The sequence below is a fragment of the Streptomyces sp. a15 genome (assembly GCF_059026085.1).
This window is the reverse complement of sequence record NZ_JBWLKM010000015.1, coordinates 20,893-47,461: the sequence shown is the minus strand read 5'-3', so window position 1 is coordinate 47,461 and position 26,569 is coordinate 20,893. Positions and strand designations below refer to the sequence as shown.

The 26,569-nt window shown below is 70.0% G+C and carries 19 protein-coding genes, 1 pseudogene and 1 riboswitch; of the genes and pseudogenes, 9 read left to right on the top strand and 11 right to left on the bottom strand.

From position 1 onward, the window contains the following. Positions 1-168: 168 nt before the first annotated feature. Positions 169-1,152, bottom strand: coding sequence for a CHRD domain-containing protein (locus AC5P09_RS17900; protein ID WP_493874869.1), 984 nt, complete (start codon positions 1,150-1,152; stop codon positions 169-171). Positions 1,153-1,429: 277 nt separating this feature from the next. Beyond that, positions 1,430-2,440: a polyprenyl synthetase family protein gene (locus AC5P09_RS17895; protein ID WP_307676651.1), complete on the bottom strand. Its 1,011-nt coding sequence runs from the start codon at positions 2,438-2,440 to the stop codon at positions 1,430-1,432. A gap of 377 nt (positions 2,441-2,817) precedes the next feature. Here AC5P09_RS17895 and AC5P09_RS17890 point away from each other — a divergent pair, with 377 nt between their 5' ends. Both AC5P09_RS17890 and AC5P09_RS17885 read left to right on the top strand, forming a co-directional pair. After that, on the top strand, positions 2,818-4,848 hold the full coding sequence (locus tag AC5P09_RS17890; protein WP_493874868.1) for a CocE/NonD family hydrolase: 2,031 nt from the start codon (positions 2,818-2,820) through the stop codon (positions 4,846-4,848). A gap of 276 nt (positions 4,849-5,124) precedes the next feature. Further along, a riboswitch (cyclic di-AMP (ydaO/yuaA leader) is annotated at positions 5,125-5,293 on the top strand. 5 nt (positions 5,294-5,298) lie between these two features. Continuing rightward, positions 5,299-6,051: a transglycosylase SLT domain-containing protein gene (locus AC5P09_RS17885; RefSeq protein ID WP_493874867.1), complete on the top strand. Its 753-nt coding sequence runs from the start codon at positions 5,299-5,301 to the stop codon at positions 6,049-6,051. A gap of 6 nt (positions 6,052-6,057) precedes the next feature. Here AC5P09_RS17885 and AC5P09_RS17880 read toward each other — a convergent pair whose 3' ends face one another. The 5 genes from AC5P09_RS17880 to AC5P09_RS17860 all read right to left on the bottom strand — a co-directional run bounded on the left by AC5P09_RS17880 (position 6,058) and on the right by AC5P09_RS17860 (position 11,269). Next, complete coding sequence (locus tag AC5P09_RS17880; RefSeq protein WP_493874866.1) at positions 6,058-6,870, bottom strand: HAD family hydrolase; 813 nt, start codon at positions 6,868-6,870, stop codon at positions 6,058-6,060. Positions 6,871-6,973: 103 nt separating this feature from the next. Then, positions 6,974-8,002 (bottom strand): LacI family DNA-binding transcriptional regulator, encoded by a 1,029-nt coding sequence (locus AC5P09_RS17875; protein ID WP_493874865.1) that lies wholly within the window; start codon positions 8,000-8,002, stop codon positions 6,974-6,976. A 53-nt stretch (positions 8,003-8,055) separates the two neighbouring features. Further along, positions 8,056-8,943 (bottom strand): carbohydrate ABC transporter permease, encoded by an 888-nt coding sequence (locus tag AC5P09_RS17870; protein WP_493874864.1) that lies wholly within the window; start codon positions 8,941-8,943, stop codon positions 8,056-8,058. After that, positions 8,940-9,935, bottom strand: a complete 996-nt coding sequence (locus AC5P09_RS17865) for a carbohydrate ABC transporter permease (RefSeq protein WP_493874863.1) — start codon at positions 9,933-9,935, stop codon at positions 8,940-8,942. Before AC5P09_RS17865 ends, AC5P09_RS17870 begins: the two co-directional genes overlap by 4 nt. Continuing rightward, positions 9,932-11,269, bottom strand: a complete 1,338-nt coding sequence (locus AC5P09_RS17860) for an ABC transporter substrate-binding protein (protein ID WP_493874862.1) — start codon at positions 11,267-11,269, stop codon at positions 9,932-9,934. Before AC5P09_RS17860 ends, AC5P09_RS17865 begins: the two co-directional genes overlap by 4 nt. Positions 11,270-11,595: 326 nt before the next feature. On the opposite strand from AC5P09_RS17860, the gene AC5P09_RS17855 reads away from it, so the two are divergent. The 3 genes from AC5P09_RS17855 to AC5P09_RS17845 all read left to right on the top strand — a co-directional run bounded on the left by AC5P09_RS17855 (position 11,596) and on the right by AC5P09_RS17845 (position 15,417). Then, complete coding sequence (locus AC5P09_RS17855; protein WP_493874861.1) at positions 11,596-13,596, top strand: beta-galactosidase; 2,001 nt, start codon at positions 11,596-11,598, stop codon at positions 13,594-13,596. A 109-nt stretch (positions 13,597-13,705) separates the two neighbouring features. Next, positions 13,706-14,842, top strand: a complete 1,137-nt coding sequence (locus AC5P09_RS17850; protein WP_493874860.1) for a glycoside hydrolase family 53 protein — start codon at positions 13,706-13,708, stop codon at positions 14,840-14,842. Between the two features lie 164 nt (positions 14,843-15,006). Continuing rightward, entirely contained in the window at positions 15,007-15,417 is a 411-nt protein-coding gene (locus AC5P09_RS17845; RefSeq protein ID WP_493874859.1) for a hypothetical protein, read from the top strand. Between the two features lie 38 nt (positions 15,418-15,455). On the opposite strand, the gene AC5P09_RS17840 is transcribed toward AC5P09_RS17845, so the two are convergent. Beyond that, entirely contained in the window at positions 15,456-15,917 is a 462-nt protein-coding gene (locus AC5P09_RS17840; RefSeq protein ID WP_493874858.1) for a carboxymuconolactone decarboxylase family protein, read from the bottom strand. A 73-nt stretch (positions 15,918-15,990) separates the two neighbouring features. Between AC5P09_RS17840 and AC5P09_RS17835 the strand changes: the two genes are divergently transcribed. From AC5P09_RS17835 to AC5P09_RS17820, 4 genes and pseudogenes are all read left to right on the top strand, one after another. Continuing rightward, positions 15,991-16,611 carry a hypothetical protein gene (locus tag AC5P09_RS17835; RefSeq protein WP_493874857.1) on the top strand — a complete coding sequence of 207 codons (621 nt, stop codon included), beginning with the start codon at positions 15,991-15,993 and terminating at the stop codon, positions 16,609-16,611. A 363-nt stretch (positions 16,612-16,974) separates the two neighbouring features. Beyond that, positions 16,975-18,490, top strand: a pseudogene (locus AC5P09_RS17830) (transposase family protein). A 109-nt stretch (positions 18,491-18,599) separates the two neighbouring features. Beyond that, positions 18,600-19,844: a fumarylacetoacetase gene (gene fahA, locus AC5P09_RS17825; protein ID WP_493874856.1), complete on the top strand. Its 1,245-nt coding sequence runs from the start codon at positions 18,600-18,602 to the stop codon at positions 19,842-19,844. Positions 19,845-20,016: 172 nt separating this feature from the next. Beyond that, the gene (locus tag AC5P09_RS17820; RefSeq protein WP_493874955.1) at positions 20,017-20,955 is read left to right on the top strand and encodes a M56 family metallopeptidase; all 939 of its coding nucleotides are present in this window, start codon (positions 20,017-20,019) and stop codon (positions 20,953-20,955) included. Positions 20,956-21,187: 232 nt separating this feature from the next. On the opposite strand, the gene recQ is transcribed toward AC5P09_RS17820, so the two are convergent. The 3 genes from recQ to AC5P09_RS17805 all read right to left on the bottom strand — a co-directional run bounded on the left by recQ (position 21,188) and on the right by AC5P09_RS17805 (position 26,563). Then, complete coding sequence (recQ, locus tag AC5P09_RS17815) at positions 21,188-23,209, bottom strand: DNA helicase RecQ (RefSeq protein WP_493874855.1); 2,022 nt, start codon at positions 23,207-23,209, stop codon at positions 21,188-21,190. 136 nt (positions 23,210-23,345) lie between these two features. Beyond that, a complete protein-coding gene (gene nuoN, locus AC5P09_RS17810) occupies positions 23,346-24,995 on the bottom strand; it encodes an NADH-quinone oxidoreductase subunit NuoN (protein WP_493874854.1) in 1,650 nt (549 codons plus the stop codon). Next, positions 24,992-26,563 (bottom strand): NADH-quinone oxidoreductase subunit M, encoded by a 1,572-nt coding sequence (locus AC5P09_RS17805; protein WP_493874853.1) that lies wholly within the window; start codon positions 26,561-26,563, stop codon positions 24,992-24,994. Before AC5P09_RS17805 ends, nuoN begins: the two co-directional genes overlap by 4 nt. Positions 26,564-26,569: the final 6 nt, after the last annotated feature.

Below are 26,569 nucleotides of genomic sequence, written 5' to 3'. Positions count from 1 at the left end.
GTGAGGAGTGGTGTTTTTCTCTGATGTCCATCTGACCAAATCCGCCGCGATGATTCGTCAACCCGCGGGCTCAACTCCGCGTACACCTGGGGTATGACACGCGGAGGCGGCGCCTCCCCCGACCCGTAGGGGTTGGGGTGCAGACGCCGCCGTCGGGTGGTCGGTTGCTCAGCCGCGCAGGAACACGTAGTCCGCCTGGTACGGCACGCCGACGGTCGTGCCCGGTGTGCAGGAACCGGCCGGGGCGACACCGCCGACGGTGTTCAGCCGCAGGATCTCCGTGGTGCCGGCGAACAGGCCGTGCTGCTTGCCGGACTGGGTGGCCTTGATGTCCAGCTCGGGGATGTTGCCGGTGCCGTTCGGGGTCCTGGAAATGACGGCCCCGGTGACCGCGCTGCGGTCGGGCGCGATCCACTGCGGCGTACCGGAGTTGGGCGCCACGAAGGAGTGCGCGATGCCGGCGCCGAGCACGGCGCTGACGTCCCGCTGGGCGAAGGCGTACCCGCCGCCCTCGACCGGCTTGCACTCGTAGATCTGCTTGCCCTTGAGGACGGACGCCTGGAAGTTGTCGAGGGCGTCGCGGAAGTCGAAGGCGGCGACGGTGACCTTGTGGAACTGGCCGCGGACGGCTCCGCCGGGGAACTCGGCGGTGTGCAGGTTGGCGTAGAAGGAGCTGGGGTCGGTCTTGAGGGCGTCGAGCAGGGCCGGGTCCTTGACCTTGACGGTTCCGGTGACGGTACGGGCCTTGCTCTTGCTCTTGCTCTTGCTCTTGAGCAGCTCGGTGAAGTCCACCTTGATGCCGCCGTTGGTGCCCTTGGCGCCCTGGTGGATGTGGAGGGCGGTCGGCTTGTCGGTGCCGCGCCACTTGACGGCGACGGAGACCTTGTCGCCGTCGACCTTGACGAACTGGAGCGCGGCGCCGTCCTTGTCGCCTTCGGCCGGTACCTCGCTGGCACCTCGGAGGCTGGCGGCGAGGACGGTGCTGTCGCCTCCGGCGGCGTCGGCAGAGGCGGAGGCGGAGGCAGGGGTCGCTGTGGCGGCGAGGCCGCCGACGGCCACAGTGACGGCGGTGATGATCGCGTTCATGCGCATGAGCAGGTATACGGGGCTGATGACCGTGTGGACTCGGGCCGGGAATGTGACCTGCGTCACGCTTTGCTGCGGGTGTGTGGGGGTGCGCGTTCCTGGGGGCTCCGCCCCCAGACCCCCGGACCTATGCCCACCCGCCACCCGACTCGGTCGGTCGAGAGGTGAAAGTCGAGGGCTACCTGTCGCCCGACCGAGTCGGAAGGTAGAGGGTCCCCACTCATCCGACCGAGACGGGCGGCGGGTGGGCGAAGGCCCGGGGGTCCAGGGGGCGGAGCCCTCTGGCGGGGTCGAAGGGGCAGCGCCCCTTGGGATGGGACGGGTAGGGGCGGCGGGGGCGAGGTCAGCCCGCCCGGTGTACCACCGCGTCGCACAGTTCCATCAGCGCCGCCTTCGCGTCGCACTCGCGCAGGGGGGCAAGGGCCGCCCGCGCGTCCTTCGCGTACCGCACCGTGTCACGCCGCGCGTGCTCCAGCGCGGGATGCGCCCGCAGGCCCTCCAGCGCCTTCGCGTGCAGGGCGTCGTCGGTCAGGTCGGAGTCCAGGAGTTCGCACAGGGCGATGTCCTCGGCCAGCCCGAGCCGGGCCGCGCGCTCGCGCAGCCGCAGGACCGGCAGGGTCGGGATGCCCTCGCGCAGATCCGTCCCGGGCGTCTTCCCGGACTCGTGGGAGTCGGAGGCGATGTCCAGCACGTCGTCCGCGAGTTGGAAGGCGACGCCGAGCCGCTCGCCGTACTGGGTCAGCACGTCGACGACCGTCTCGTCGGCGCCGGACATCATCGCCCCGAAGCGGCACGCCACCGCCACCAGCGATCCCGTCTTGCCGCCGAGGACGTCGAGGTAGTGCTCGACCGGGTCGCGGCCGTCGGTCGGACCGGCGGTCTCCAGGATCTGCCCGGTCACCAGCCGTTCGAACGCCTCCGACTGGACCCGGACCGCCTCGGGCCCGAGGTCGGCCAGGATGTGCGAGGCCCGCGCGAACAGGAAGTCGCCGGTGAGGACCGCGACCGAGTTGCCCCAGCGGGCGTTCGCGCTGGCGACTCCGCGCCGCACCTCGGCCTCGTCCATCACGTCGTCGTGGTACAGCGTCGCCAGGTGGGTCAGTTCCACCACCACCGCCGACGGCACGATCCCCGGCGCGTAACGGTCGCCGAACTGGGCGGACAGCATCACCAGCAGCGGCCGGAACCGCTTTCCGCCCGCCCGCACCAGATGCTGGGCGGCCTCCGTGATGAAGGGGACCTCGCTCTTGGTGGCTTCGAGCAGTCCCTCCTCGACAGCCGCCAATCCGGCCTGGACATCGGCTTCCAGAGCCTGGTCCCGCACGCTCAGCCCGAACGGCCCGACGACGGTCACGAGGGATCTCCTGTCTGCTGTGTCTACTGGCGATTACACGGTTTGTCGATAGGTCGCTGCCATCACTCAAGTCAGCGTATCCGGTCACGTTTCGATCACCGATAGCGCCCGCCCGTGCAGCCCGGGCGATATCGGATCACGACGGGTATGTTTTTGATCACTCTAAAAGAATGGATATCTGCCGATTTACCTGGAAGTAGTGGAGTGTGTCGCGAACCACCGTCGATACCGAGCCCGGAAGCCGGCCGCCTCCGGAGATCGGCCCGGTCCTGCGCGTGACGGGCGGCCGTCACCTGACCGGACGCACACACACGGCCGAATTCGCCCTCACCCCGGACACCACGCACCCGGTCCACTGAACTCACGGGGTCACGCTCATGCACATCCGTACGTCCTTCCCCTACGAGACGACCCACGAGGACCTCCGCATCCCGCTCCCGGACGGGACGCTCCTCTACGCGCGCGTGTGGCGCCCCCTCACGGACGAACCAGTACCCGCGATCCTCGAATACCTGCCGTACCGCCTGACCGACTGGACCGCGCCCCGCGACTGGCAACGCCATCCCTGGTACGCGGGCCACGGGTACGCCTCCGTACGAGTGGACGTACGCGGACACGGCAACAGTCAGGGCATGCCGGACGACGCGTACTCGGCCACCGAGCTGGCGGACGGCGTCGCGGTCGTCCGATGGCTCGCGGCCCAGCCCTGGTGCGACGGCAAGGTCGGCATGTTCGGCATCTCCTGGGGCGGCTTCGACTCCCTCCGGATCGCGGCCCTCGCACCCGAGCCGCTCAAGGCGGTCGTCACCGTCTGCTCCACCGACGACCGCTATGACAACGACGTGCACTACCTGGGAGGTTCCGTCCTCGCGGTGGACATGCACGCCTGGGCGGCCGCCCTGCTGGCCCTCGCCTCCCGCCCGCCGGATCCGCGGTACGTCGGCGAGGCCTGGCGGGACATGTGGCTCAAGCGCCTGGAGGAGGTCGCCCCCCTCATCCACACCTGGCTCGACCACCAGACCCGCGACCGCTACTGGCAGCACGGCAGCGTCCGCGAGGACTACGGCGCGATCGACGCCGCCGTCCTCGCGGTCGGCGGCTGGCACGACCCGTACCGCGACACCGTCCTCCGCCTCGTCGAGCACCTGCCCGCCGACCGCGTCCGCGGCCTGATCGGCCCCTGGTCCCACCAGTACCCCGACCGCGGTCTGCCGCCCGGCCCGGCGATCGGCTTCCTCCAGGAGACCCTGCGCTGGTGGGACCACTGGCTGAAAGGGGTCGAATCGGGCGCGATGCGCGAGCCGCTGCTCCGCGCCTACGTCAGCGACTCCCACCCCCCGGCCACGGTCTACGACACCCTGCCCGGCCGCTGGGTCGGCGAGCCCGCCTGGCCCTCCCCCAACGTCTCGATGGTCTCGCACGCCCTCGAGGGCGCCCCTCTCCTGGTCCGCTCCCCGCAGCACACGGGTGTCGACGCCGGCCGCTTCCTCCCCCTGGGGAACGACGCCGACCTGCCGCCCGACCAGCGGGAGGAGGACGCGAGGTCGGTGTGCTTCGAGTTCGAAGCCGACGAGGAGACCTGGGTGTTGGGGCGGCCGAGGGTGCGGCTCAGGCTGACCTCCGAGGTGCCGCGCGGCCAGGTGATCGCCCGGGTGTGCGACGTCGCCCCGGACGGCGCCTCGACGCTGGTCACCCGGGGTGTACTGAACCTGTCGGCGCGGCAGGGGCGGGACCGGGCGGTGCCGTGGGAGCCGGGCGTCACTCAGGACGTGGAGTTCGAGCTGAACGGCATCGGGCACGCCTTCCCGGCCGGTCACCTCGTCCGGCTGGCCGTCTCCTCCGCGTACTGGCCGTGGATCTGGCCGCAGCCCGACTCGGCGGCCGGCTTCACCCTGGACCCGGTGGGCAGCTTCCTCGAACTCCCGGTGCGCACAAGGGAGTCCGCCTCCGGCATCGCCTTCGAGGAACCGGAGCAGTCCGAGCCGCTCGGCGTCAACGTCCCCGTCACGCTCGACGAACCGCGCCCCGAGCGGCTGGTCGTCCGCGATGTGGCCAAGGGCGAGTGGCGGCTGGAGGTCGATCCGCTCCCCCACTCTCGACTTCGCTCGAGCGGGGGGACCCCCATCGGCGGCACCCGCGTGTATCCCGACGGTCTGGAGTTCACCGAGGACGCGCTGGAGACGTACACGATCAACGAGTCGGACCCCCTGTCGGCCCGGGCCCGCTCGGACTGGACGGTCGCGCTGCACCGGCCGGAGCTCGCCTGGCGGGCAACGGTCCGCACACGGTCGGAGATCAGCTGTGACGGAACGGACTTTTCCACCTCAAACGAGGTGATCTGCACGGACGGCGACGAGGTCGTCTTCCACCGGACGTGGGAGAAGCGGATTCCACGGACGGCCGGTTGACTACGAGTTGGGCCCATTGCCCGTTTTGGCCACCCTTGTACTTGCCCGTGAGTTGGGTCACTTGCGGCCACTTGGGGCCGCGCCTCCGCACGTCCGCGTTTCGCCTTGCCTTTCGCGCCAGTTGAGCCTTGGCAACCGCAAAGGATCAAGCACCCCAAATGCCTCAGATCAAGGTCACAGGGTCGAAGTGTGAATCAGCCACTTGTTTCGGCCATGTGCTCTCGCATACGTTCCGGGCCTGTCGGGCGGACGCCTAATCCTGCCGCCGCCCTACAGAACACTCATCGACCAACACCGCACGGCAGGAGCGGGGGACCCAGGTAAGCGCCGGACCGGACATCACGCCGGTACGGCTAGGGGTTAAGTCGCGCCGCCTCACGGCGGTACGGCCGGGCAGCTCCCGCCCGAACCCGACAGCTCACCTCGTAGGCGCCGGAGAGGAACAGCGCCATGCCCGCACGAGGCAAGCACCGTCGTACCCGCACCAACCCGCTCACCCGAGGCGTCGTCACCGCCGGAACAGGCGTCGCCGCCCTCGCCCTCCCGCTCCTGGGCGCGACCACCGCGAGCGCCGCACAGCCGGCCAAGGCCCCCGCCGCCGCGCCGGCCGCAGCACAGGTCAAGTCCGTCACGTACACCACGGCCAAGGGCGACTCGCTCTACGGCATCGCGGACAAGTACGACACTCCCGGCGGCTGGCGCCAGCTCTACAAGGACAACCGCAAGGTCATCGGCGACAACCCCCGGCTGATCCACCCGGATGTGAAGCTGACGGTCAAGACGGCGAAGAAGGCCGGCACGACGGCCGACAAGGCCTCGACGTCCGCCAAGAAGTCCGCCCAGTCCGTCGCCAAGGCCACCCAGGCCTCCGCCAAGACGTACGCGGACAACCTCGACGGCTGGATCCGCGAGGCGATGGACATCATGGCGCAGAAGGGCATCCCCGGCTCGTACGACGGCATCTACCGCAACATCATCCGCGAGTCCTCCGGCAACCCCCGGGCCATCAACAACTGGGACTCCAACGCCGCCGCGGGCACCCCCTCCAAGGGCCTGCTCCAGACCATCGACCCGACCTTCCAGGCGTACCACGTGGACGGCACGTCGTGGGACCCGTACGACCCGGTCGCGAACATCACCGCCGCCTGCAACTACGCGGCCGCGCGGTACGGCTCGATCGACAACGTCTTCGGGGCGTACTGAGCCTGACTACCGCTGCGGAAACAGTCTTTCGAGGACGACGGCGATGCCGTCGTCCTCGTTGGACAAGGTGATCTCGTCGGCCACGCACTTGAGTTCGGGGTGGGCGTTGGCCATGGCGACGCCGTGGCCGGCCCAGTCGAACATGGGGATGTCGTTGGGCATGTCCCCGAAGGCGATGGTCTCTTCGGGGCCGAGCCCGAGATGGTCGGCGGCCAGGGCGAGGCCCGTCGCCTTGGTGATGCCGCATGGCTGGAGTTCGACGGTCCCGGGTCCCGACATGGTGACCGTGGCGAGGGAACCCACCACGGAACGCGCCGTCGCCGCCAACTCGTCGTCGGACAGGTCGGGATGGCGCAGCAGCACCTTGCTGACGGGCTCGCTCCACAGGTCGTCGCGCCGCCCGACCCGGACGGCGGGCAGAGTCGGGTGCGGCATCAGATAGCCGGGCTCGATGAGGGTCAGCCCGTCGACGCCGTCCTGGTCGACGGCCGCGTACACCTGGCCGATCTCGGCCTCGATCTTGCCGAGCGCGGTCTCGGCCAGCTCCCGGTCCAGGGTGACCGACCACAGCAGACGGTCCGCGCCGGCGTCGTACACCTGCGCGCCCTGCCCGCACACCGCGAGCCCCTTGCTGCCCAGGTCGTCGAGGAGCGGCCGCACTCTGGGCGCCGGGCGGCCGGTCACCACCAGATGCCGGGCCCCGGCCGCCGCCACCCGCGCGAGCGCGGCGAGCGACCGGTCGGACAGCGTGTCGTCGCCTCGGAGCAGCGTTCCGTCCAGGTCGGTGGCGATGAGTGAATATGCGGTGGGTGCGGCCATGATCAGAGAATACGGATGGAACGCCGCATCGACTCGACGCGAACCGGACGGCTACAGCCTTCACATGCGTTGACGCATGCTCCGGTTAGGGCAGTTGGCGCGGTCACGCGGAGTCCCGTACCACCAGTTCCGTGGGGAGGATCACTCCCGCCGTGTCCTCCCCCGCGATCTGCGCGAGCAGCATGCGGACCATCTCGGCGCTGATGCGGTCGTAGGGCTGGCGCATGGTGGTGAGGGCCGGGGTGACGGCGGTGGCCGCGGCCGAGTCGTCGAAGCCGCCGACAGCGATGTCATCGGGGACCGAACGGCCGGACTGGTCCAGGGCGTTGACGACTCCGGCGGCCATGAGGTCGGAGGCGACGAACACCGCGTCGATGTCGGGGGCCTGCGCCAGCAGCCGACGGGCCGCCTGTTCGCCGCCGGTGCGGCGGTAGTCGCCCTCCACCACCAGCGCCGGGTCGTAGGGCAGTCCCGCCTCGGCGAGCACGTCGCGGTAGCCGGCCAGGCGGTCGGTGCCGCCCGGGGTGTCCAGCGGGCCGGTGATCATGCCGATGCGGCGGCGGCCGCCGGCGAGGAGGTGGCGGACCATCTCCTGGGCGCCGTCGCGGTCGGCGGCCGCCACGTAGCTGACCTTGGAGCCCAGCCCGAGCGGCTTGCCGCAGGCCACCAACGGGATGCCGGCGTCGCGCAGTTCGGCGGCGACCGGGTCTCCGCTGTGGCTGGAGACCAGCAGCACGCCGTCGACGTGGCCCGAGGTGATGTACCGGGTCAGCCGGCGCCGGTCGTCGTCGCTCGCCGCCAGCATGAGCAGCAGCGGGATGTCGTGCTGGGCGAGGCGCTCGGTGCAACCCCGCAGCAGCACGTTGAAGTTGGGGTCCTCGAAGAACTTCTCCTGCGGCTCGGTCAGCAGGAAGGCCACCGAGTCCGAGCGTCCGGTGCTCAGGCTGCGAGCATGCCGGTTGACCACGTACCCGGTCTTCCTGATGGCGGCCTCCACGGCCCGGCGGGCGGCCGGGGAGACGTAGTGGCCGCCGTTCAGGAAGCGGGAGACGGTGCCCCGTGACACGCCGGCCTCCCGCGCCACGTCGTGGATGGTGGGCGGTCGGCGGCGTCCGTTGGCGCTGGTGGTCATGTTCCTCGTTCGTGACGGTGGGGTCGGCGGGGGCGGCCGGGTCGGCGGATGCCTCAGGCCTTGACCGAGCCGCTCAGCAGGTCCAGGGACCAGAACCGCTGGATCACCAGGAAGAGCGCGATCAGCGGAATGATCGCCAGCAGACATCCGGTGATGACCAGGGTGTAGAGAGCGGGCTGCGAGGCGCCCTGCGCGAGCAGCGTGTAGAGCCCGAGGGTGAGCGGGAACTTGGTGTCGTCGGCCAGCATCACGTACGGCAGCAGGAAGTTGTTCCAGATGGCGACGAACTGGAAGAGGAACACCGTGATCAGGCCCGGCATCATCATCGGTACGGCGATCCGCGAGAAGATCCGCCACTCGCTCGCGCCGTCCATGCGGGCGGCCTCGAGGAGTTCGGCGGGCACCGCGGCGGCCGCGTAGATGCGGACCAGGTAGACGCCGTACGGGGAGAGGATGGACGGGAGCAGCATCGACCAGTACGAGTCGGCCATGCCCATCTTCGACAGCAGCAGGTACTGCGGGACGGTCAGCACGATGCTGGGCACCAGGACGCCGGCCAGGATCAGCTTGAAGATGAACTCCCGCCCCCGGAAGGCGAACCGGCCCAGCGCGTAGCCGCCGCCTGCGGAGACCGCGGCGGACAGCAGGGCTCCGAAGCCCGCGTAGAGGGCGGAGTTGCCCATCCACGTCCAGTAGATGCCGTCCCGGTAGGCGGTCAGCTCGCTCAGGTTGTCGAAGAAGCCGGTGCCGGGCGCGAAGGTGAAGGTGGAGAACAGCTCCGACCGGTCCTTGGTCGCCGCCATCACCACCCAGGCGATGGGGACCAGGCAGTACAGCGCGCCCAGGATCAGCACGAGGGTGGGGACCCAGGCCGTGCGCCGCGCGCGGCTTTTGACAGGGGGTTTGCCGGTGGTGTCGGCGGTGAGGGTGAGGGTGGTCATGCCCGGTCCTCCCGGGTGTAGCGGTCGGAGACGCGCAGCAGGGTGAAGGAGATGAGGTAGGTGGCCAGGGCCAGGACCACCGCGGTGGCGGACGCGCCGTAGATGTCGGACTTCAGGAACGCGCTGTCGTAGATGGCCATCAGCGGACTCCAGGTGGTGGAGAGGCCGTTGGTCAGCGGCTTGAGCGTCATCGGCTCGGTGAAGACCTGGAGGGTGGCGATCACCGAGAAGAAGAAGGTCAGCACCAGGGAGGGCATGACGATCGGGATCTTGATCCTGAGCGCGATCTTGAGGTCGGACGCGCCGTCGATGCGCGCGGCCTCGTAGATGTCCGGCGGGATCGCCCTGAGCGCGGTGTAGATGACGATCATGTTGAAGCCGGTGCCGCCCCACACCGCGATGTTCGCGAAGGACAGGTAGAGATTGCCGCCGTCGAACAGGTCCGGCTGCGGGAGGCCGAACTTGTCCAGCAGGTAGTAGAAGGGACTGACGGCCGGCAGGTAGAGGAAGCCCCACATGAGGGCGGCGATGATGCCGGGCACCGCGTACGGCAGGAAGATCATCAGCCGTGCGAAGGACGCGCTGCGCACCTTCGGGGTGTCCAGCATCAGCGCGAACAGCAGCGCGAGGCCGAGCATGGTCGGGATGACGATCAGGCCGTAGCCGAAGGCGCGCAGCACGCTGTGGCCGAACTCGGAGTCCTGGAGCACGTCGGCGTAGTTGCCGAAGCCGTTCCAGACCTGCTCGCGGGCGCCCTTGCCGAGTCCGATGCCCTTGACCCGGACCTTGTGGAGGCTGAGCCAGATCGCGTACCCGATGGGGACGACGGTGAAGGCGGCGAACAGGACCAGGGTCGGCGTCAGGAACCAGTACGGTGCGCTGCGGCCACGGCGGCGGGGGCGGCTGGGGCGGACGGACGTGGCGGTGCCGGTGCCGTCCGCCAAGGGCCCGACCGTGATGCGGTCGGAGCCCTTGAGCGGAGCGCTGGTCATGCCTCGGTCACCTCGAAGCCCTGCTTCTTCATGTCGTCGAAGGTCTTCGACTGCATGGTGCTGAGCGCAGAGGTGAACTGGGCCTCCTTCTTCGCCTTGGTGGCCTTGCCGAAGCCGTCGTTGAAGGCGGTGTAGGCGGTCTGCACGTTCGGGCCCCAGGCGGCGGTGGCCGTGGTGGCGGCGATCTCCGCGGCCGTGGTGTAGAAGTCCTTCTGGTTCGGGAAGAACGCGGGCGTGGTGAGGACGTCACCGGACTGGCCACTCGTGGCGGCCGGGTAGATGCCGACCTCCTTGACCAGGGCGGCCAGCGCCTCCGGGTCCGTGTTGATCCAGTGCGCGAACTTCGCCGCGGCCTCGGCGTTCTTGGAGTCGGTGGAGACACCGGTGGAGGAACCGCCCCAGCTGCCGGTGACGTTGTCGCCGGCCTTCCACTGCGGCAGCGGGGCCATCCGCCACTTGCCCTCGGTCTCGGGAGCCGAGGACACCAGCACACCGGGCGCCCACACGGCGGAGACCCAGGCGATGTGGGTGCCCTTGTTCAGGGCGTTGTTCCAGGCCGGGGTGTACATCGGCTGGTTGTCGATGACGCCCTCCTGGACCAGGCCGCCCCAGAACTCGGCGACCTTCTGGCTGGCCGCGTCGTCGATGCCGACCGTCCACTTGCCGCCGCCGTCGACCGTCCACCACTTGGCGCCGGCCTGCTGGGTGAGGCCCGCGAACAGACCCGGGTCGTTGGAGGAGAAGGTGGTCAGGTAGGCGTCCGGGAGGGCCTTCTTGGCGGCGCGCGCGGTCTCGGCGAACTCGGTCCAGGTCTTCGGCACGGACAGGCCGTGCTCCTTGAAGAGGTCCTCGCGGTAGTAGAACATCAGCGGCCCGGAGTCCTGCGGGACGCCGTAGACCGCGTCGGTGCCGAGGGTGACCATGTCCCACAGGCCCGAGGCGAAGTCGCCCTTGGCGTCACCGACGTACTTCGAGATGTCGGCGAGGACGTCGTTGGAGACCAGGGTCGGCAGCGACTGGTACTCGGCCTGGATCAGGTCGGGCGCGTTGCCGGCCTTCTTCGCCGTGATCACCTTGGTGAGGATCTCGGCGCCGCTGCCCTGCTTCGACACGGTGACCGTGATGTCCGGGTTCTTCTTGTTCCAGATCGCGGCGACCTTCTCCATGTTCGGCGCCCACGACCAGTAGGTCAGCTTGACCGGCCCGCTGCTCTCGCCGGAGTCTTCGTCGTCGGAACCGCCGCAGGCGGCGAGGGTGCTGGTGAGGCCGAGGGCGGCGGCCCCGGCGAGAATGCTGCGCCTGCTGATCTGGCGGCGGTTGATCGACATCTTCATCTCCCCTGACTTGGACGAGCCCACCTCGTCAACGTCCCGCGTACGCGGCAACCGCCGTGGGGGGAGGTTCTGCGGACGTGAGCGAGGGGCTGTGCGCGAGGGCCGCGCGGCTCTGTGATCGTGCACAGTAGAGAATTGTTTCCGCCCCTTGTCAATGGCGAGTGCCTGGGGTTACCTACTTGTTGCTCGCAGATGCCAGCCGTCATCGGTACTGTGCACGATCACAGAAACCTGGCGTCACCTCTGCCGGTCCCGTCCTCGATCCCGTCCTCGATCCCGTCCTCGATCCCGTCCTCGAACCTGTCCTCGAACCTGGGAGCCACCGCATGCCCTCCGCCGCCCCGCACGACCGCCTGCCACTCGCCTTCGGGGGCGACTACAACCCCGAGCAGTGGCCGCAGGAGGTGTGGGAGGAGGACGTACGGCTGATGCGCGAGGCCGGTGTCACCATGGTCTCGCTCGGCATCTTCGCGTGGTCGAGGATCGAGCCCCGGCCCGGCGAGTACGACTTCGAGTGGCTCGACCACATCATCGGCATGCTCGACGAGGCCGGGATATGTGTGGACCTGGCGACGCCGACCGTCGTACCGCCCGCCTGGTTCTATCGCGCCCATCCGGAGGCGCTGCCCGTGACCCGGGAGGGCGTGCGGCTGGCGTTCGGATCACGCGGGGCGATCTGCCACTCCAACCCGGACTACCGGGCGGCTGCCGCTTCGATCACCTCACGGATCGGCGAGCGCTACGGCCGTCATCCGGCCGTAGCGATGTGGCACGTCCACAACGAGTACGGCGCACCCGTGCTCAGCTGCTTCTGCGACACCTGCGCCGACGCCTTCCGGGCCTGGCTCCAGGACCGGTACGGCACGCTCGGCGCCCTCAACCAGGCCTGGGGCACCGCCTTCTGGGGCCAGCTCTACGGCGACTGGGAGGAGATCGGGGTGCCCCGGGCCACGCCGACGGTGGGCAACCCGGCCCAGCAACTGGACTTCCAGCGGTTCGCGGACGGCCAGGCCCGTGCCAACTTCGTCGCCGAGCGGGACATCCTGCACCGACTGTCCCCCGGCGTGCCCGTGACCACCAACTTCATGGTCGCGCCCAGCCAGTGCGCCTCCATCGACTACTGGGCCTGGGCTGGCGAGGTCGACCTCGTCACCAACGACCACTACCTGATCACCGACGGCCGACGCACCCACGTCAATCTCGCCCTCGCCGCCGACCTCACCCGCTCGGTCGCGGGCGGCGGCCCCTGGCTGCTGCTCGAACACTCCCCCTCGGGCGTCAACTGGCAAGCGCACAACCCCGCCAAGGAGCCGGGCCAGATGGCCCGCAACTCCCTCGGGCACGTCGCCCGGGGCTCCGAGGGCGCGCTGTTCTTCCAGTGGCGGCAGTCCCGCAGCGGCGCGGAGAAGTTCCACTCGTCGATGCTGCCGCACGGCGGGACGGGGACGCGTGTGTGGCGGGAGGTCACTGATCTGGGCCGCCGGATCGCGGACCTGGCGGATCTCCGTGGTACCCGCACCCGCGCCGACGTGGCCATGGTCTGGTCCTGGGACTCCTGGTGGGCACAGGGACTGGAGTGGCGGCCGAGCGAGGCCCTGGACGCCAGGGAGCGGCTGGACGCGTTCTACGAGGCCCTGTACGACCGGCATCTGACCGTGGACTTCTTCGCGCCGGCCGGGTTGGGCGAGGTCGATCCCTCGCGGTACCCGCTGCTCGTCGTCCCCCAGCTGTACTCGGCACCCGCCTCGGTCGCCGCCGACCTGGAGCGGTACGTCGCGCGCGGCGGCACCCTCCTGGTCTCCTACTTCTCCGGCATCGTCGACGAACACGACGCCGTGCACCCCGGGGCGTATCCGGGGGCGCTGCGGGACGTACTCGGGCTGACCGTCGAGGAGTTCGACCCGTTGCTGCCGGGCGAGCGGATCGCCGTACGGACAACGGCCGGGGAGGTGTTCGAGGCCGATGTGTGGTCCGAGTACGTCGTCCCCGGCGACGGCTGCGAGACCGTGGCCGTCTTCGCCGACGGGCGTACGGCGGGACGGCCGGCGCTCACCCGGCGCGCGCTCGGCGACGGGGCCGCCTGGTATCTGGCCACCCGGCTGACCGGGGACGATCTGGCGGCGGTGGTGGACCTCGCCCTCGCGGACGCGGGCATCACGCCCGTCGATCTGCCCCGGGACGTCGAACTCGTCGTACGGGAGGGCGAGTCGGGCTCGTTCCGGTTCGCCATCAACCACAGCGGTGCCGACGTGAAGGTGGTGCTGGCGGACGGGAGCCGGGCGGCGGTGCCGGCCGGAGCCGTCGAGGTGTTTCGCGAGCCTCGCTGAGTTTGCTCGTTCTTCAGTGGCTCTTCTTTTTGTGGCTTTTCTCTTTGTGGCTTTTCTCTTTGTGGCTTTTCTTCTTCCGCTGTGACTTTCACTGTGAAGGGACCCTGACATGCGCAGACGCAGTGTTCTGACCGCCGCCGGAGCCGCCGCACTGGCGATTCCCGTGCTGGGCGCGGCGCCCGCCGTCGCCTCGACGGCCGGGGATCGTCGCCGCCTGGAGATCCGCGGCGTCGACATCTCCTCGCTGCCGAAGAACGAGGACCACGGCGCCGTGTTCCGCACGGCCGACGGCCGCCGCCAGGACCCCGTGCGGATCCTCGCCGACTCGGGCGTCACCCACGCCCGCCTCAAGGTGTGGGTCAACCCGGCCGACGGCTACAACAACAAGGCCCGCGTCCTCCCGCTGGCCCGGCGCCTGAAGCGGGCCGGCATCGGCATCTGGGTCGACTTCCACTACTCCGACACCTGGGCGGACCCGGCGCACCAGACCAAGCCGGCCGCGTGGGCCGACCTGGACGTGGCGGGCCTGAGCAGGGCCGTCTACGACCACACCGCCGACGTCCTTGGCGCACTGCGTCGGCAGGGCACGCCGGCCGAGCTGGTGCAGATCGGCAACGAGCTGAACGGCGGCATGCTCTGGCCCGACGGCAACTGGGAGCACTGGGACAACCTCGCCGCCTTCCTCAAGGCCGGCCTCAGCGCCGCCCGCGACACCCAGCCGCGCATCCGCACGATCCTCCACCTGGCCAACGGCGGCGACAACGGGCTGTACCGGTGGTGGTTCGACAACGCGGTCTCCTACGGCGTCGACTTCGACATCATCGGGCTCTCCTACTACCCCTTCTGGCACGGGTCGGTGGAGCAGGCCGCCGCCAACATGGCCGACATCACGGCCCGTTACGGCAAGCCGTGCGTGATCGCCGAGACGGCGTACCCGTTCACGCTGGAGAGCGAGGACGACGTCAACGACATCATGAACGACCCCTCGCAGCTCACACCCGGCTACCCCGCCACGCCCGAGGGCCAGGCGGCCTGGCTGCGCGCGGTGGCCGACCTCGCGGCCGCAGTACCCGGCGGACAGGGCCTCGGCTACTGCTACTGGGAAGGCGTGTGGACCTACCGCGCCGGCAGCGGCTGGAACCCCGAGGACCCGACCTCCGGCAACGCGTGGGAGAACCTCGCGCTGTTCGACTTCGAGGACCGGGCACTGCCGGGGCTGAGGACCCTGGGGCGCTACCGGTCGTAGGGCGGGCGGGCCGCAGGGCCTGTCAGGTGTGGCGGGGAACGGCGGAGACCGGCGGGGACCGGTGTAGCGGACTACACCACGGATACGGGTGGCCGTTCCCTCGTGGCGGCGGGCGGGCGACGGGATCGTAAGGGGCAGAGATCCTCTACGAAAGGACCAGCCCCATGTCCGCGAACCGTCCGCGCCGCCGCCGTATCACCACCCTCGCCACCGCCGTGGCCGGAGTCGTCCTGACCGTCGGGCTCGCCACCGCCTGCGACCCCGACGACTTCGACAACTCGCTGGGCTGCCTGTCCAACGCCGACACGATCTCCGACAGCCTCAAGGAGATCCACGAGGCCGGCTGGGACGCGGCGAAGGATCCCTCGCGCACGGACGAGTCGATCGACACGATCGAGAAGAACCTCGACAAGATCAACGACGACACGGACGACAACAAGGTCGACAAGGCCGCCGACGACCTGAACCAGGCGATCGAGGACTACAACAAGGCCATCCTCGACGGCGACACGAACCCGGACACGAGCAAGATCGACGCGGCGGCCGACGAACTGAAGGACGTCTGCACCTCGTGACGTCGGTCCGGGCCGCAGCCCGGACCGGCGCTCGCCGGTCATCCCCAGGTCGTGCCGGCCGGCTCCTTGATGGTGGTGTTGATGCGGTTGAACAGGTTGGTGAGGGCGATGGTGAGGATGATCGCCGACAGTTCCTTCTCGTCGAAGTGGTCGGCGACCTCGTCCCACAGCGCGTCCGGCACCGACTCGTGGGAGCGGTCGGCGAGGCGGGTGACCGACTCGGTCAGCTGGAGCGCCGCCCGCTCGGCGTCGGAGAAGTAGGGCGCCTCGCGCCAGGCGGCGACGGACGCGATGCGCTCCTCGCTCGTGCCGGCCTTGCGCAGGTTGTGCACGTGGCCGTGGACGCAGGCGCCGCAGCCGTTGATCTGGCTGGCGCGCAGCCCGACGATCTCCGCCACCTCCTGCGACAGTCCGGACTCGCCGATCGCCTGGAACATGGTGCCGATGCCCTTCATGGCGCCGGGAAGGACGTACGCCGGGTTCGTCATCCGAGCCTGCATGGTGTGCCTCCTGTGTCAGTGTTCTCGTTCTCGTTCTCGTTCTCACTGCACTGACGGGTCGGAGGCAGCGGTTGTGACAGGCAGGCCGGAGGAATCGCCGAGCGTTTTCCAGACGCATCTGCGGGAGGCCGCCGTCGGCATCCTGGACCGCTTCCCCGAGGCCCTGCGGCCCGAGACCTACGCCCTCTCCTTCGGCATCTGGCGCATCGACTACGACGACCGCCGCCCGTACGTGGCCATCGGCTACAACACCGAGAGCCAGTACGAGCTGGAGAAACGCCCGGAGGACCCGGGCGAGGCCCGCTGGAACTACGCCTGCTGGCTCCTCGACGGCTTCGAGATGCTGGGCAACATCCCTCAGGACCCGACGGGTGCCGAGCTGTACGTCGACGAGATCAAGCGGCTCGGGCTCTGGTACGAGGGTGAGGAGGAGGATCTACCGCTCATAGGAGACGACGACGAGATCGACGCCCAACGCGACCTGCTCAACCTCCACTTCGCCGACGCCTGCATCGACCTCGTCCGGCATCTCCACGCGGACGGTCGTATCGAGAAGCTCTTCGGCCGCCGCCTGCCCGTCGTGGTCTTCGACATGGACTGCCCCGGCTGGGAGATCGAGGCCACCGAGGCGGCGAACCCGCCGGAGTTGACCGCGGACTTCCTGACCTGGCAACGGGCGGCTGAGGAGACGTGACCTGCGCAAGGGGTCGGGAACTGCTGCCGGTTTACTGAGCGTGAGTGCCTTCTGATGAGCGTGAGTGAGTGCCCGTGTTGCATGCGGTTGTTCCGCTGTGTGTCAGGGGGCTCCCCCGGCCTGGGGTGTGCTGTGGATCTTCGATCTTGGGAGGCGAACGGGAGTTCTTGGGTCGAATGAGTGACCTTTGAGGCGACTGCTCGTTGACTGCCGTGACGGGATCTTCGGCCGAGCGGGGGTGAACGGGTGAGCGCACTACGGAAGTTGGCGGCATCGTTCGTGGTGCCCGGCCCGGCCGGGGTAGCGATCCGGGACCGGCTGCGGGTGTCGGATGCGGACGCGGCGGTGCTCGCCGAGGTGGGGATGTTCCTGGGGTCGCTGGCCGCTGGGGATCTCGCGGAGCGCTCCCGGCAGGGGTCGGCGCATGATGCGGCCTCGTGGGCGGTGCGCAAGCGGGAACTGACGGGGAGGTCGTCGGCGCGGTGGGCGGGCAGTATCACCAAGGCCACGCACGATCAGTGGGCGCTGGCGAGGCGTGGCCAGGCCGCCCACCTGGCGTGGTTGCGCGGGCAGATCGCGTTGATCGAGGCGCGGCTGGCTCGGCCGCTGGGCGCGAAGGCCGACAAGCGGGAGGGGCTGGCGCGGGGGTATGGCTCGCGAGGCGAGTGGTATGCCAAGTCCCGCCGCCTGCGTGCCTTGAAGGACCGGCTGGCGGTCGTGGAGGCGGACTGGGCGGCGGGCCGGGTGCGGGTGGTGCGCGGCGGCAAACGCCTCGCGAACACCCGCCACCACCTTGAGGCGGCCGGACTGAGCGAGCAGGCCTGGCGGGAGCGGTGGCGGGCGGAGCGGATGTTCCTGGCCGCCGACGGGGAATCCGGCAAACGGTTCGGCAACGAGACCATCCGCGTCACCAACACCGGCCGGCTCTCGGTCAAGCTCCCGGCGCCGCTAACCCGCCTGGCCAACGCATCGCACGGCCGGTACGTCCTCGACGCGACGGTGGCGTTCCAGCACCGCGGGCAGGAGTGGCGTGACCGGATCACCGCGAACCGGGCGGTGGCCTACCGCATCCACCACGACACCGCGCGGCAGCTGGTACATCACCGCCTCCTGGCAGCGCGCCGCTACTCCCGTGCTGCCGCTGCAGGCGGCCTTGGCCCGGGGGGTGGTGGGGGTGGACATGAACGACGACCACCTCGCCGCCTGGCAGTTGGATGTGCACGGCAACCCGGTCGGCGAGCCTCAGCGCTACTTCTACGACCTGAGCGGCACGACGGAGCACCGGGACGCGCAGCTCCGGCACGCGCTGACCCGGCTGCTGCACTTCGCCCGCCGCTGCGGGGCCGCCGCGATCGCCATCGAGAACCTCGACTTCGCGGCGGAGGAGGGCCGAGAGCAGCACGGCCGCAACAAGCGGTTCAGGCGCCTGCTGTCCCGTTTCCCCACCGAGAAGCTCAGGGCCCGGCTGGTGTCGATGGCTGCCGAACAGGACATCGCCGTCGTCGCGGTGGACCCGGCCTACACCAGCCGGTGGGGTGCCCAGCACTGGCAGAAACCACTGACCACCCCACGACGCAAGATTTCCCGGCACGATGCGGCAAGCATCGCGGTCGGGCGACGCGCCCTCGGACACCCGATCCGGCGACGGACGGCACCGCCCCACCCCGACCAGAGCGATCGTGGTGGGCATCGGACCGTCCAGGCCCGACCGGAGATCCGACGGCGTGAGGAAACCCGCCGCCACATTCCCGGACCGCGCACCGGATGCGCGCCGCCCGGTGGTGGAGCGAAAGCGGGCGACCAGGGTGCCCAACACCGTTCGGCGCACCCGGCTGAGCAAGAGTGCTGGCAGCAGGACTCACTCCCGCTCAGTCTGTAGGAACGGTGCGGCCTGCCCAGAACAGGCAACTCAGCCGTAACGTGTGGCCCGACAGCGTGTGGCGCGACCACATCGAACGCACGGTACGCACGAGAGTGAGGCAGCACCCATGCCCCCCTTCGATGTCCCCGAGGGCGACCCCTTCGGCCCACACAACCTCCCGTACGGCGTGTTCTCGCTCCCCGGATCCGACGATCGCCGGGTGGGTGTCCGCCTCGGCGACCACGTCCTGGACGCGGGCGCGGCGGCCGCGGCCCTCGGCTCCCCGTACGTCTCCCTTCTCGCGCGCCCCTCCCTGAACCCGCTGCTCGCCGCGGGCCGCACCGCCTGGTCGGACGTACGACGCGCGCTGACGGGATGGGTGACGGTGCCGTCGCACCGCGAGATCATCGAGCCGCTGTTCCACCCCCTGTCCGCCGTGACCCTGCACCTCCCCTTCGAGGTGGCGGACTACGTCGACTTCTACGCCTCCGAGAACCACGCCCGGAACGTCGGCCGGATGTTCCGCCCGGACGCCGCCGACTCCCTGACCCCCAACTGGAAGCACCTGCCGATCGGTTACCACGGCCGCTCCGGCACGGTGGTGGTGTCCGGCACGGACGTCGTACGCCCGTCGGGGCAGCGAAAGGCCGCTTCCGACCCGGCGCCCGTCTTCGGGCCCTCGGTCCGCCTGGACATCGAGGCCGAGGTCGGCTTCGTGGTCGGGGCGCCCTCCCGGATGGGCGAGCAGGTCGCACTCGCCGACTTCCGCGAGCACGTCTTCGGGCTGTGCCTGTTGAACGACTGGTCCGCCCGCGACATCCAGGCCTGGGAGTACGTCCCGCTCGGCCCGTTCCTCGGCAAGTCCTTCGCCACCTCCGTGTCGGCGTGGATCACCCCGCTGGACGCCCTGGAGTCGGCGCTGGTGACGCCCCCGGAGCGGACGCACCCGCTGCTGCCGTACCTGGACGACACCGACGACGAACCCGGCGGCTACGACCTGCGCATCTCGGTCGCCGTCAACGGCCACGTCGTCTCCGAGCCCCCTTTCTCCACCATGTACTGGACGGCCGCCCAGCAGCTGGCCCACATGACCGTCAACGGCGCCTCCCTGCGCACCGGCGACCTGTACGGCTCCGGGACGGTGAGCGGCCCTTCCGAGCGCGAACGGGGATCGCTGCTGGAACTGACCTGGAACGGCCGCGACGCCCTCGAACTCCCCGACGGCAAACGGACGTTCCTCGAGGACGGCGACGTGGTGACTCTGTCGGCCTGGGCCCCCGGTCCGGACGGCGTCAGGGTGGGCCTGGGGGAGGTCACCGGCCGGGTGGTGCCGTCCGCATCCCGTCCCGGATCCCACCCCGCACCCCACTGAACCACTCCCGACACCTGCCGTACGCCGCCCGCCGCCGTCATACTGGCGACGGGCGGCATGGCGTGTGAGGACGACACCCTCGCCGCCCGAACATCCCGTGCGGTGCTTGCCCTTCGCGCACTGTGCGCCCAAAGCAGCCGTTTCTTCCGACCAGGATCCGGAGCCCGTGGCAATGACTGTCTGCCTGCTCCTGCTGAGCGCCGTCGCCCTGGCGGCCGCCGTGCCGGTTCCCCGTGCGCTGACCCGGGCCGCGTGGCCCGAACGGGACCCCGTGGTCGCGCTGTGGGTGTGGCAGTGCCTGGTCGCCACTGTCCTGCTGTGCTGTCTGGCGGCCCTCGTGCTGAGCACGGCGGCGGTCTTCCACACCGTCCGCCACCATGTCTTCGCTCCCGCGCCGCCGGCCGTGACCGCGGCGTACGACCTCTCCGCCGCGCCGCCCTGGGCCGCCACCCTCACCCTGCTGCTGGCCTGCGGGGCCGCCTGGACGACCGCGATGCTCGCCCGCGAGCTCGTCGAGGCCCGCCGCCGCCGTGGCCAGGCCCGCGCCCACCTGCGCGAACGCGCCCCCGACCTGCCGGCCGGCCTGCCCGCAGCGCGCGGCCCCCTCCTCGTCCTGGAGGACGAGTATCCGGACGCCTGGTGGATGCCCGGCAACCCGCCCCAGCTGATCGTCACGACCGGCGCCCTGCACCGCCTCACCGACCACCAGCTGGACGCGGTCCTCACCCACGAACGCGGCCACGCCCGCGCCCGCCACGACTGGCTGCTCCACCTCTCGACCGCCCTTGCCACCGGCTTCCCCCGTATCCCGCTCTTCGCCCACTTCTGCGACCAGACCCACCGCCTGGTCGAACTCTCCGCCGACGACACGGCCTCCCGCCGCTGCGGCCACCTGACCACGGCCCTGGCCCTCATCGAGCTGAACCAACACCGAGGCGTCCTCTCCTGCGCCTCCACCCACCGCCTCCTCGGCGAACGAGTCGACCGCCTCCTGGAACCCCAGCCTCGCCTCGGCCCCCGCCACCGAGCCCTCACGACGACGGTGGCAGCCCTGACCCCCCTGCTCCCCCTACTCATCGCCTTCGCCCCGGGCCTGACGGCACTGTCGTAACGACGAACGCGCACTCTGCCCGTCCTGCAGGCAGCCAGCATGGCCAAGCTGCGGGCAGTCGCGCCGCTGGGGCGATGGGGGTCCCTCGCTCGAGTGAAGCCGAGAGTGGGGGAGCGTGGGCGCAGGCGGCACCCCGTCAGCGCCGGGCTGCGCGACCCACCCCCGCCCAGCCATAGCACCGGGCACCGGGCACCAGGCACCAGGCACCAGGCACCGAACCAGCCGACGCCCCCTACTGCATCCAGTCCTCGTCCGGCCCCGGCTCCGCATCCATCTCCGGCCAGTCGTCCGCACCCGGCCCCGCGTCCGCACTCGGCCCCGCGTCTCCCTCGAGACCCGGCGCCGCACCCCCGGGAGCCCCGCCCAACCCGGCGAGCACCCCGATCACGCCCTCCCCATAGGTGATCAGCTTCTTCTCGCCGACCCCGCCGACCCCGCCCAGCTGTGCGACAGACGTGGGCCACACCGTGACGATCTCCCGAAGCGTCGCGTCATGGAAGATGACGTACGCCGGAACGCCCTGCTCACGAGCCTGCTCGGCCCGCCACGCCCGCAACGCCTCGAACGCCGGCACCAACGCCTCGGGCAGCTCGGCCACCGCCGCCTTGGCCTTGCGCTCGCCTCGCCCGGAGCCCGAAGACCCCGAACCCGCCGCCGACCGCGAGGTCACCGCCTTCTTCGGCTCCTTGCGCAGCGGCACCTCCCGCTCCCGCCGCAGCACCGCCCCGCTCGCCTCGGTCAGCACCAACGTGCCGTAGTCCCCCTCGACCGCGAGCAGCCCCTGCGCCAGCAACTGCCGTACGACGCCCCGCCATTCCCCCTCGGAGAGCTCCTCGCCGATGCCGAACACGGACAGCTGGTCGTGGTCGAACTGGATGACCTTGGCCGTGCGCTTCCCCATCAGGATGTCGACGATCTGCACCGCGCCGAACTTCTGTCCGCGTTCCCGCTGCAGCCGCACCACCGTCGACAGCACCTTCTGGGCCGCGACCGTGCCGTCCCAGGTCTCCGGCGGCGTGAGACACGTGTCGCAGTTGCCGCAGCCCACCGGGTCGGGGTCCTGGCCGAAGTAGGCGAGGAGCTGCCCACGCCGGCACTGGGCCGTCTCGCACAGCGCCAGCATCGAGTCCAGGTGGGCGGCGGCCCGGCGCCGGAACGCCTCGTCGCCCTCGCTCGACTGGATCATCTTGCGCTGCTGTATGACGTCGTTGAGCCCGTACGCCATCCATGCCGTGGACGGCAGTCCGTCGCGGCCGGCGCGGCCCGTCTCCTGGTAGTAGCCCTCGACCGACTTGGGCAGGTCGAGGTGGGCGACGAAGCGGACGTCCGGCTTGTCGATGCCCATGCCGAAGGCGATGGTCGCGACCACGATCAGGCCGTCCTCCCGCAGGAAGCGGGACTGGTGGGCGGCGCGCGTGCCCGAGTCCAGGCCCGCGTGGTACGGCACCGCCTCGATGCCGTTGCGGGACAGGAACTCGGCCGTCGCCTCCACGGACTTGCGCGAGAGGCAGTACACGATGCCCGCGTCGCCCGCGTGCTCCTCGCGCAGGAAGCCCAGCAGCTGCTTCTTGGGGTCGGCCTTGGGCACGATCCGATACTGGATGTTGGGCCGGTCGAAGCTCGCCACGAAGTGGCGGGCCGTCGGCATGTTCAGCCGCTGGGTGATCTCCTTGTGCGTGGCGTCCGTGGCCGTCGCCGTGAGGGCGATCCGCGGGACGTCGGGCCAGCGCTCGCCGAGCAGCGACAGGGACAGATAGTCGGGGCGGAAGTCGTGGCCCCACTGGGACACGCAGTGCGCCTCGTCGATGGCGAAGACCGCGATCTTGCCCCGCGAGAGCAGGTCCAGCGTCGAGTCGAGGCGCAGCCGCTCCGGTGCCAGATACAGCAGGTCCAGCTCGCCGGCCAGGTACTCGGCCTCCACTACCCGCCGCTGGTCGAAGTCCTGCGTGGAGTTCATGAACCCGGCGTTCACCCCGAGCGCCCGCAGCGCGTCCACCTGGTCCTGCATCAGCGCGATGAGCGGCGAGACCACAATGCCCGTACCGGGTCTGACCAGGGACGGGATCTGGTAGCACAGCGACTTGCCGCCGCCGGTCGGCATGAGGACCACGGCGTCGCCGCCGACCACCACATGCTCGATGACCGCTTCCTGCTCGCCGCGGAAGGCCCCGTACCCGAAGACGCGGTGCAGCGTGGCCAGCGCCTCGCTCTCGATCGTGCCTGGCATCTCGCTGATCCCGCCCGTCCCACCCATTGCCGTGTCCCCCGTACGTCGTCCCTCGACCGCTGCCTCCACGATAGGGGTCAGGACTGACACCATCGGAGTTATCCACAGGCGGCCCCGGCTCCCACGAGGGAACCGGGGCCGCAGCAGGCACGAGCACCGCAGATCAGCGCACGAAGACTCCCGCCTGGTTGGCCAGGTCCAGGAAGTACTGCGGCGCCACACCGAGCACCAGCGTGACCGCCACGCCGACGCCGATCGCGGTCGTCGTCAGCAGCGACGGCACAGCCACGGTCGGTCCCTCCGGCCGCGGCTCGCTGAAGAACATCAGCACGATGACGCGGATGTAGAAGAACGCCGCGATCGCGGACGAGATCACACCGACCACGACCAGCGGGGCAGCGCCGCCCTCCGCCGCCGCCTTGAACACAGCGAACTTCCCGGCGAACCCGGAGGTCAGCGGGATGCCCGCGAAGGCCAGCAGGAACACCGCGAACACGGCCGCCACCAGTGGTGACCGCCGACCGAGCCCGGCCCACTTGGACAGGTGCGTCGCCTCCCCGCCCGCGTCCCGCACCAGGGTGACCACCGCGAACGCGCCGATCGTCACGAACGAGTACGCGGCCAGGTAGAAGAGGACGGACGAGATACCGTCGGGCGTGGTCGCGATGACACCCGCGAGGATGAAGCCCGCGTGCGCAATTGACGAGTACGCCAGCAGCCGCTTGATGTCGGTCTGCGTGATCGCGACGATCGCACCGCCGAGCATGGTGACGACCGCGACGCCCCACATGACCGGCCGCCAGTCCCAGCGCAGGCCGGGCAGGATGACGTACAGCACCCGGAGCAGCGCGCCGAAGGCGGCCACCTTGGTCGCCGCGGCCATGAACCCGGTCACCGGCGTGGGCGCGCCCTGGTAGACGTCCGGCGTCCACATGTGGAACGGCACGGCGCCGACCTTGAACAGCAGGCCCATCACCAGCATCGCGGCGCCGATGAGCAGCAGTGCGTCGTTGCCCATGGTGTCCGCGAGCGCCGGGTTGACGGTCTGGACCTGGCCGTCGACGACCTGGGCGATCGTCGCGTACGACATCGAGCCCGCGTAGCCGTACAGCAGGGCGATGCCGAACAGCGTGAACGCGGAGGCGAACGCGCCGAGCAGGAAGTACTTGACCGCGGCTTCCTGCGACATGAGCCGCTTGCGGCGGGCCAGCGCGCACAGCAGGTACAGCGGGAGGGAGAAGACTTCCAGGGCCACGAAGAGCGTCAGCAGATCGTTGGCCGACGGGAAGATCAGCATGCCGGCGACGGCGAACAGCAGCAGCGGGAACACCTCGGTGGTGGTGAACCCGGCCTTCACCGCGGCCTTTTCGCTGTCGCTGCCCGGCACGGAGGCGGCCTGCGCGGCGAAGGAGTCGACGCGGTTGCCATGCGCCTCCGGGTCGAGCCGCCGCTCGGCGAAGGTGAACAGGGCGACCAGGGCCACCAGCAGGATCGTGCCCTGCAGGAAGAGGGCCGGCCCGTCGACCGCGATGGCGCCCATCGCCGCGATGCGCGCCTTGGTCGTGCCGTATCCGTCGGCGGCGAGCGCGACGACCGCGGCGAAGGCGGCGACCAGCGCGACGACGGACACGAACATCTGGGCGTAGTAGCGGGACTTGCGCGGGACGAACGCCTCGACCAGCACCCCGACGATCGCCGCGCCGACGACGATCAGGGTGGGCGACAGTTGTCCGTATTCGAACGTCGGCGTATCGATCTTCGCGATCGGTTCCGCCGCGGTTGTCCACAGGCTGTGGACGGCTACTGCGCTCACTTGGCCGCCTCCACCTCGGGCTGGGGGTCCTTCTTGTCCACGTCGGACATGGTCTGCTTGACCGCCGGATTCACGATGTCGGTGACGGGCTTCGGATAGACGCCCAGGAAGATCAGCAGTACGACCAGCGGGGCGACCACCACGAGCTCCCGCACCCTGAGGTCGGGCATCGCCATGACCTCGGGTTTCACCGGGCCCGTCATCGTCCTCTGATAGAGGACGAGGGTGTAGAGCGCGGCCAGGACGATGCCGAAGGTGGCGATGATCCCGATCACCGGGTAGCGCTCGAACGTGCCGACCAGGACGAGGAATTCACTCACGAAGGGCGCGAGGCCGGGCAGCGACAGGGTCGCCAGACTACCGATCAGGAAGGTGCCGGCGAGGACCGGAGCGACTTTCTGCACTCCGCCGTAGTCGGCGATGAGCCGCGAGCCGCGCCGCGAGATCAGGAAGCCGGCCACCAGCATCAACGCGGCCGTCGAGATCCCGTGGTTGACCATGTAGAGCGTCGCGCCCGACTGCCCCTGGCTGGTCATCGCGAAGATGCCCATGATGATGAAGCCGAAGTGCGAGATCGACGCGTACGCCACCAGCCGCTTGATGTCCCGCTGGCCGACGGCGAGCAGCGCCCCGTAGATGATGCTGATCAACGCCAGGACGAGGATGACGGGCGTCGCCCACTTCGACGCCTCCGGGAACAGCTGGAGGCAGAAGCGGAGCATCGCGAAGGTGCCCACCTTGTCGACGACCGCGGTGATGAGGACGGCGACCGGGGCGGTGGCCTCCCCCATCGCGTTGGGCAGCCAGGTGTGCAGCGGCCACAGGGGCGCCTTCACCGCGAAGGCGAAGAAGAACCCGAGGAACAGCCAGCGTTCGGTGTTGGTCGCCATGTCCAGCGAGCCGTTGGCGCGGGCCTCGGCGATCTCCTGGAGCGAGAAGTTCCCGGCGACCACATAGAGGCCGATCACCGCGGCCAGCATGATCAGTCCGCCGACCAGGTTGTAGAGGAGGAACTTCACCGCGGCGTACGACCGTTGCGTCGACGCCGCCTCCTCGCCGTGCTGGTGGGCACGGTCCCCGAAGCCGCCGATGAGGAAGTACATCGGGATCAGCATGGCTTCGAAGAAGATGTAGAAGAGGAAGACGTCGGTGGCCTCGAAGGAGATGATCACCATCGCCTCGACGGCCAGGATCAGCGCGAAGAAGCCCTGGGTGGGCCGCCAGCGGGTGTTGCCCGTCTCCAGCGGGTCGGCGTCGTGCCAGCCCGCGAGGATGATGAACGGGATCAGCAGCGCGGTCAGCGCGACGAGCGCCACCCCGATGCCGTCCACACCCAGCTCGTACCTGACCCCGAAGTCCGCGATCCAGGCATGGGATTCGGTGAGCTGGTAGCGGTCGCCGCCCGGGTCGAAGCGGACCAGGACGACGATCGCGAGGACGAGCGTGGCGAGCGAGACGAGCAGCGCCAGCCACTTGGCGGCGGTGCGCCGTGCCGCCGGCACAGCGGCCGTGGCGATCGCCCCGAGGGCCGGGAGCGCCGCCGTCACTGTCAGCAGAGGAAAGGACATCGGTAA

Bases quoted from the DNA above. Each gene is read 5' to 3' on its own strand.
- AC5P09_RS17890 (WP_493874868.1), top strand. From the start codon at position 2,818: ATGCACATCCGTACGTCCTTCCCCTACGAGACGACCCACGAGGACCTC.
- AC5P09_RS17885 (WP_493874867.1), top strand. From the start codon at position 5,299: ATGCCCGCACGAGGCAAGCACCGTCGTACCCGCACCAACCCGCTCACC.
- AC5P09_RS17880 (WP_493874866.1), bottom strand. From the start codon at position 6,870: ATGGCCGCACCCACCGCATATTCACTCATCGCCACCGACCTGGACGGA.
- AC5P09_RS17875 (WP_493874865.1), bottom strand. From the start codon at position 8,002: ATGACCACCAGCGCCAACGGACGCCGCCGACCGCCCACCATCCACGAC.
- AC5P09_RS17870 (WP_493874864.1), bottom strand. From the start codon at position 8,943: ATGACCACCCTCACCCTCACCGCCGACACCACCGGCAAACCCCCTGTC.
- AC5P09_RS17865 (WP_493874863.1), bottom strand. From the start codon at position 9,935: ATGACCAGCGCTCCGCTCAAGGGCTCCGACCGCATCACGGTCGGGCCC.
- AC5P09_RS17860 (WP_493874862.1), bottom strand. From the start codon at position 11,269: ATGAAGATGTCGATCAACCGCCGCCAGATCAGCAGGCGCAGCATTCTC.
- AC5P09_RS17855 (WP_493874861.1), top strand. From the start codon at position 11,596: ATGCCCTCCGCCGCCCCGCACGACCGCCTGCCACTCGCCTTCGGGGGC.
- AC5P09_RS17850 (WP_493874860.1), top strand. From the start codon at position 13,706: ATGCGCAGACGCAGTGTTCTGACCGCCGCCGGAGCCGCCGCACTGGCG.
- AC5P09_RS17845 (WP_493874859.1), top strand. From the start codon at position 15,007: ATGTCCGCGAACCGTCCGCGCCGCCGCCGTATCACCACCCTCGCCACC.
- AC5P09_RS17840 (WP_493874858.1), bottom strand. From the start codon at position 15,917: ATGCAGGCTCGGATGACGAACCCGGCGTACGTCCTTCCCGGCGCCATG.
- fahA (WP_493874856.1), top strand. From the start codon at position 18,600: ATGCCCCCCTTCGATGTCCCCGAGGGCGACCCCTTCGGCCCACACAAC.
- AC5P09_RS17820 (WP_493874955.1), top strand. From the start codon at position 20,017: ATGACTGTCTGCCTGCTCCTGCTGAGCGCCGTCGCCCTGGCGGCCGCC.
- recQ (WP_493874855.1), bottom strand. From the start codon at position 23,209: ATGGGTGGGACGGGCGGGATCAGCGAGATGCCAGGCACGATCGAGAGC.
- AC5P09_RS17805 (WP_493874853.1), bottom strand. From the start codon at position 26,563: ATGTCCTTTCCTCTGCTGACAGTGACGGCGGCGCTCCCGGCCCTCGGG.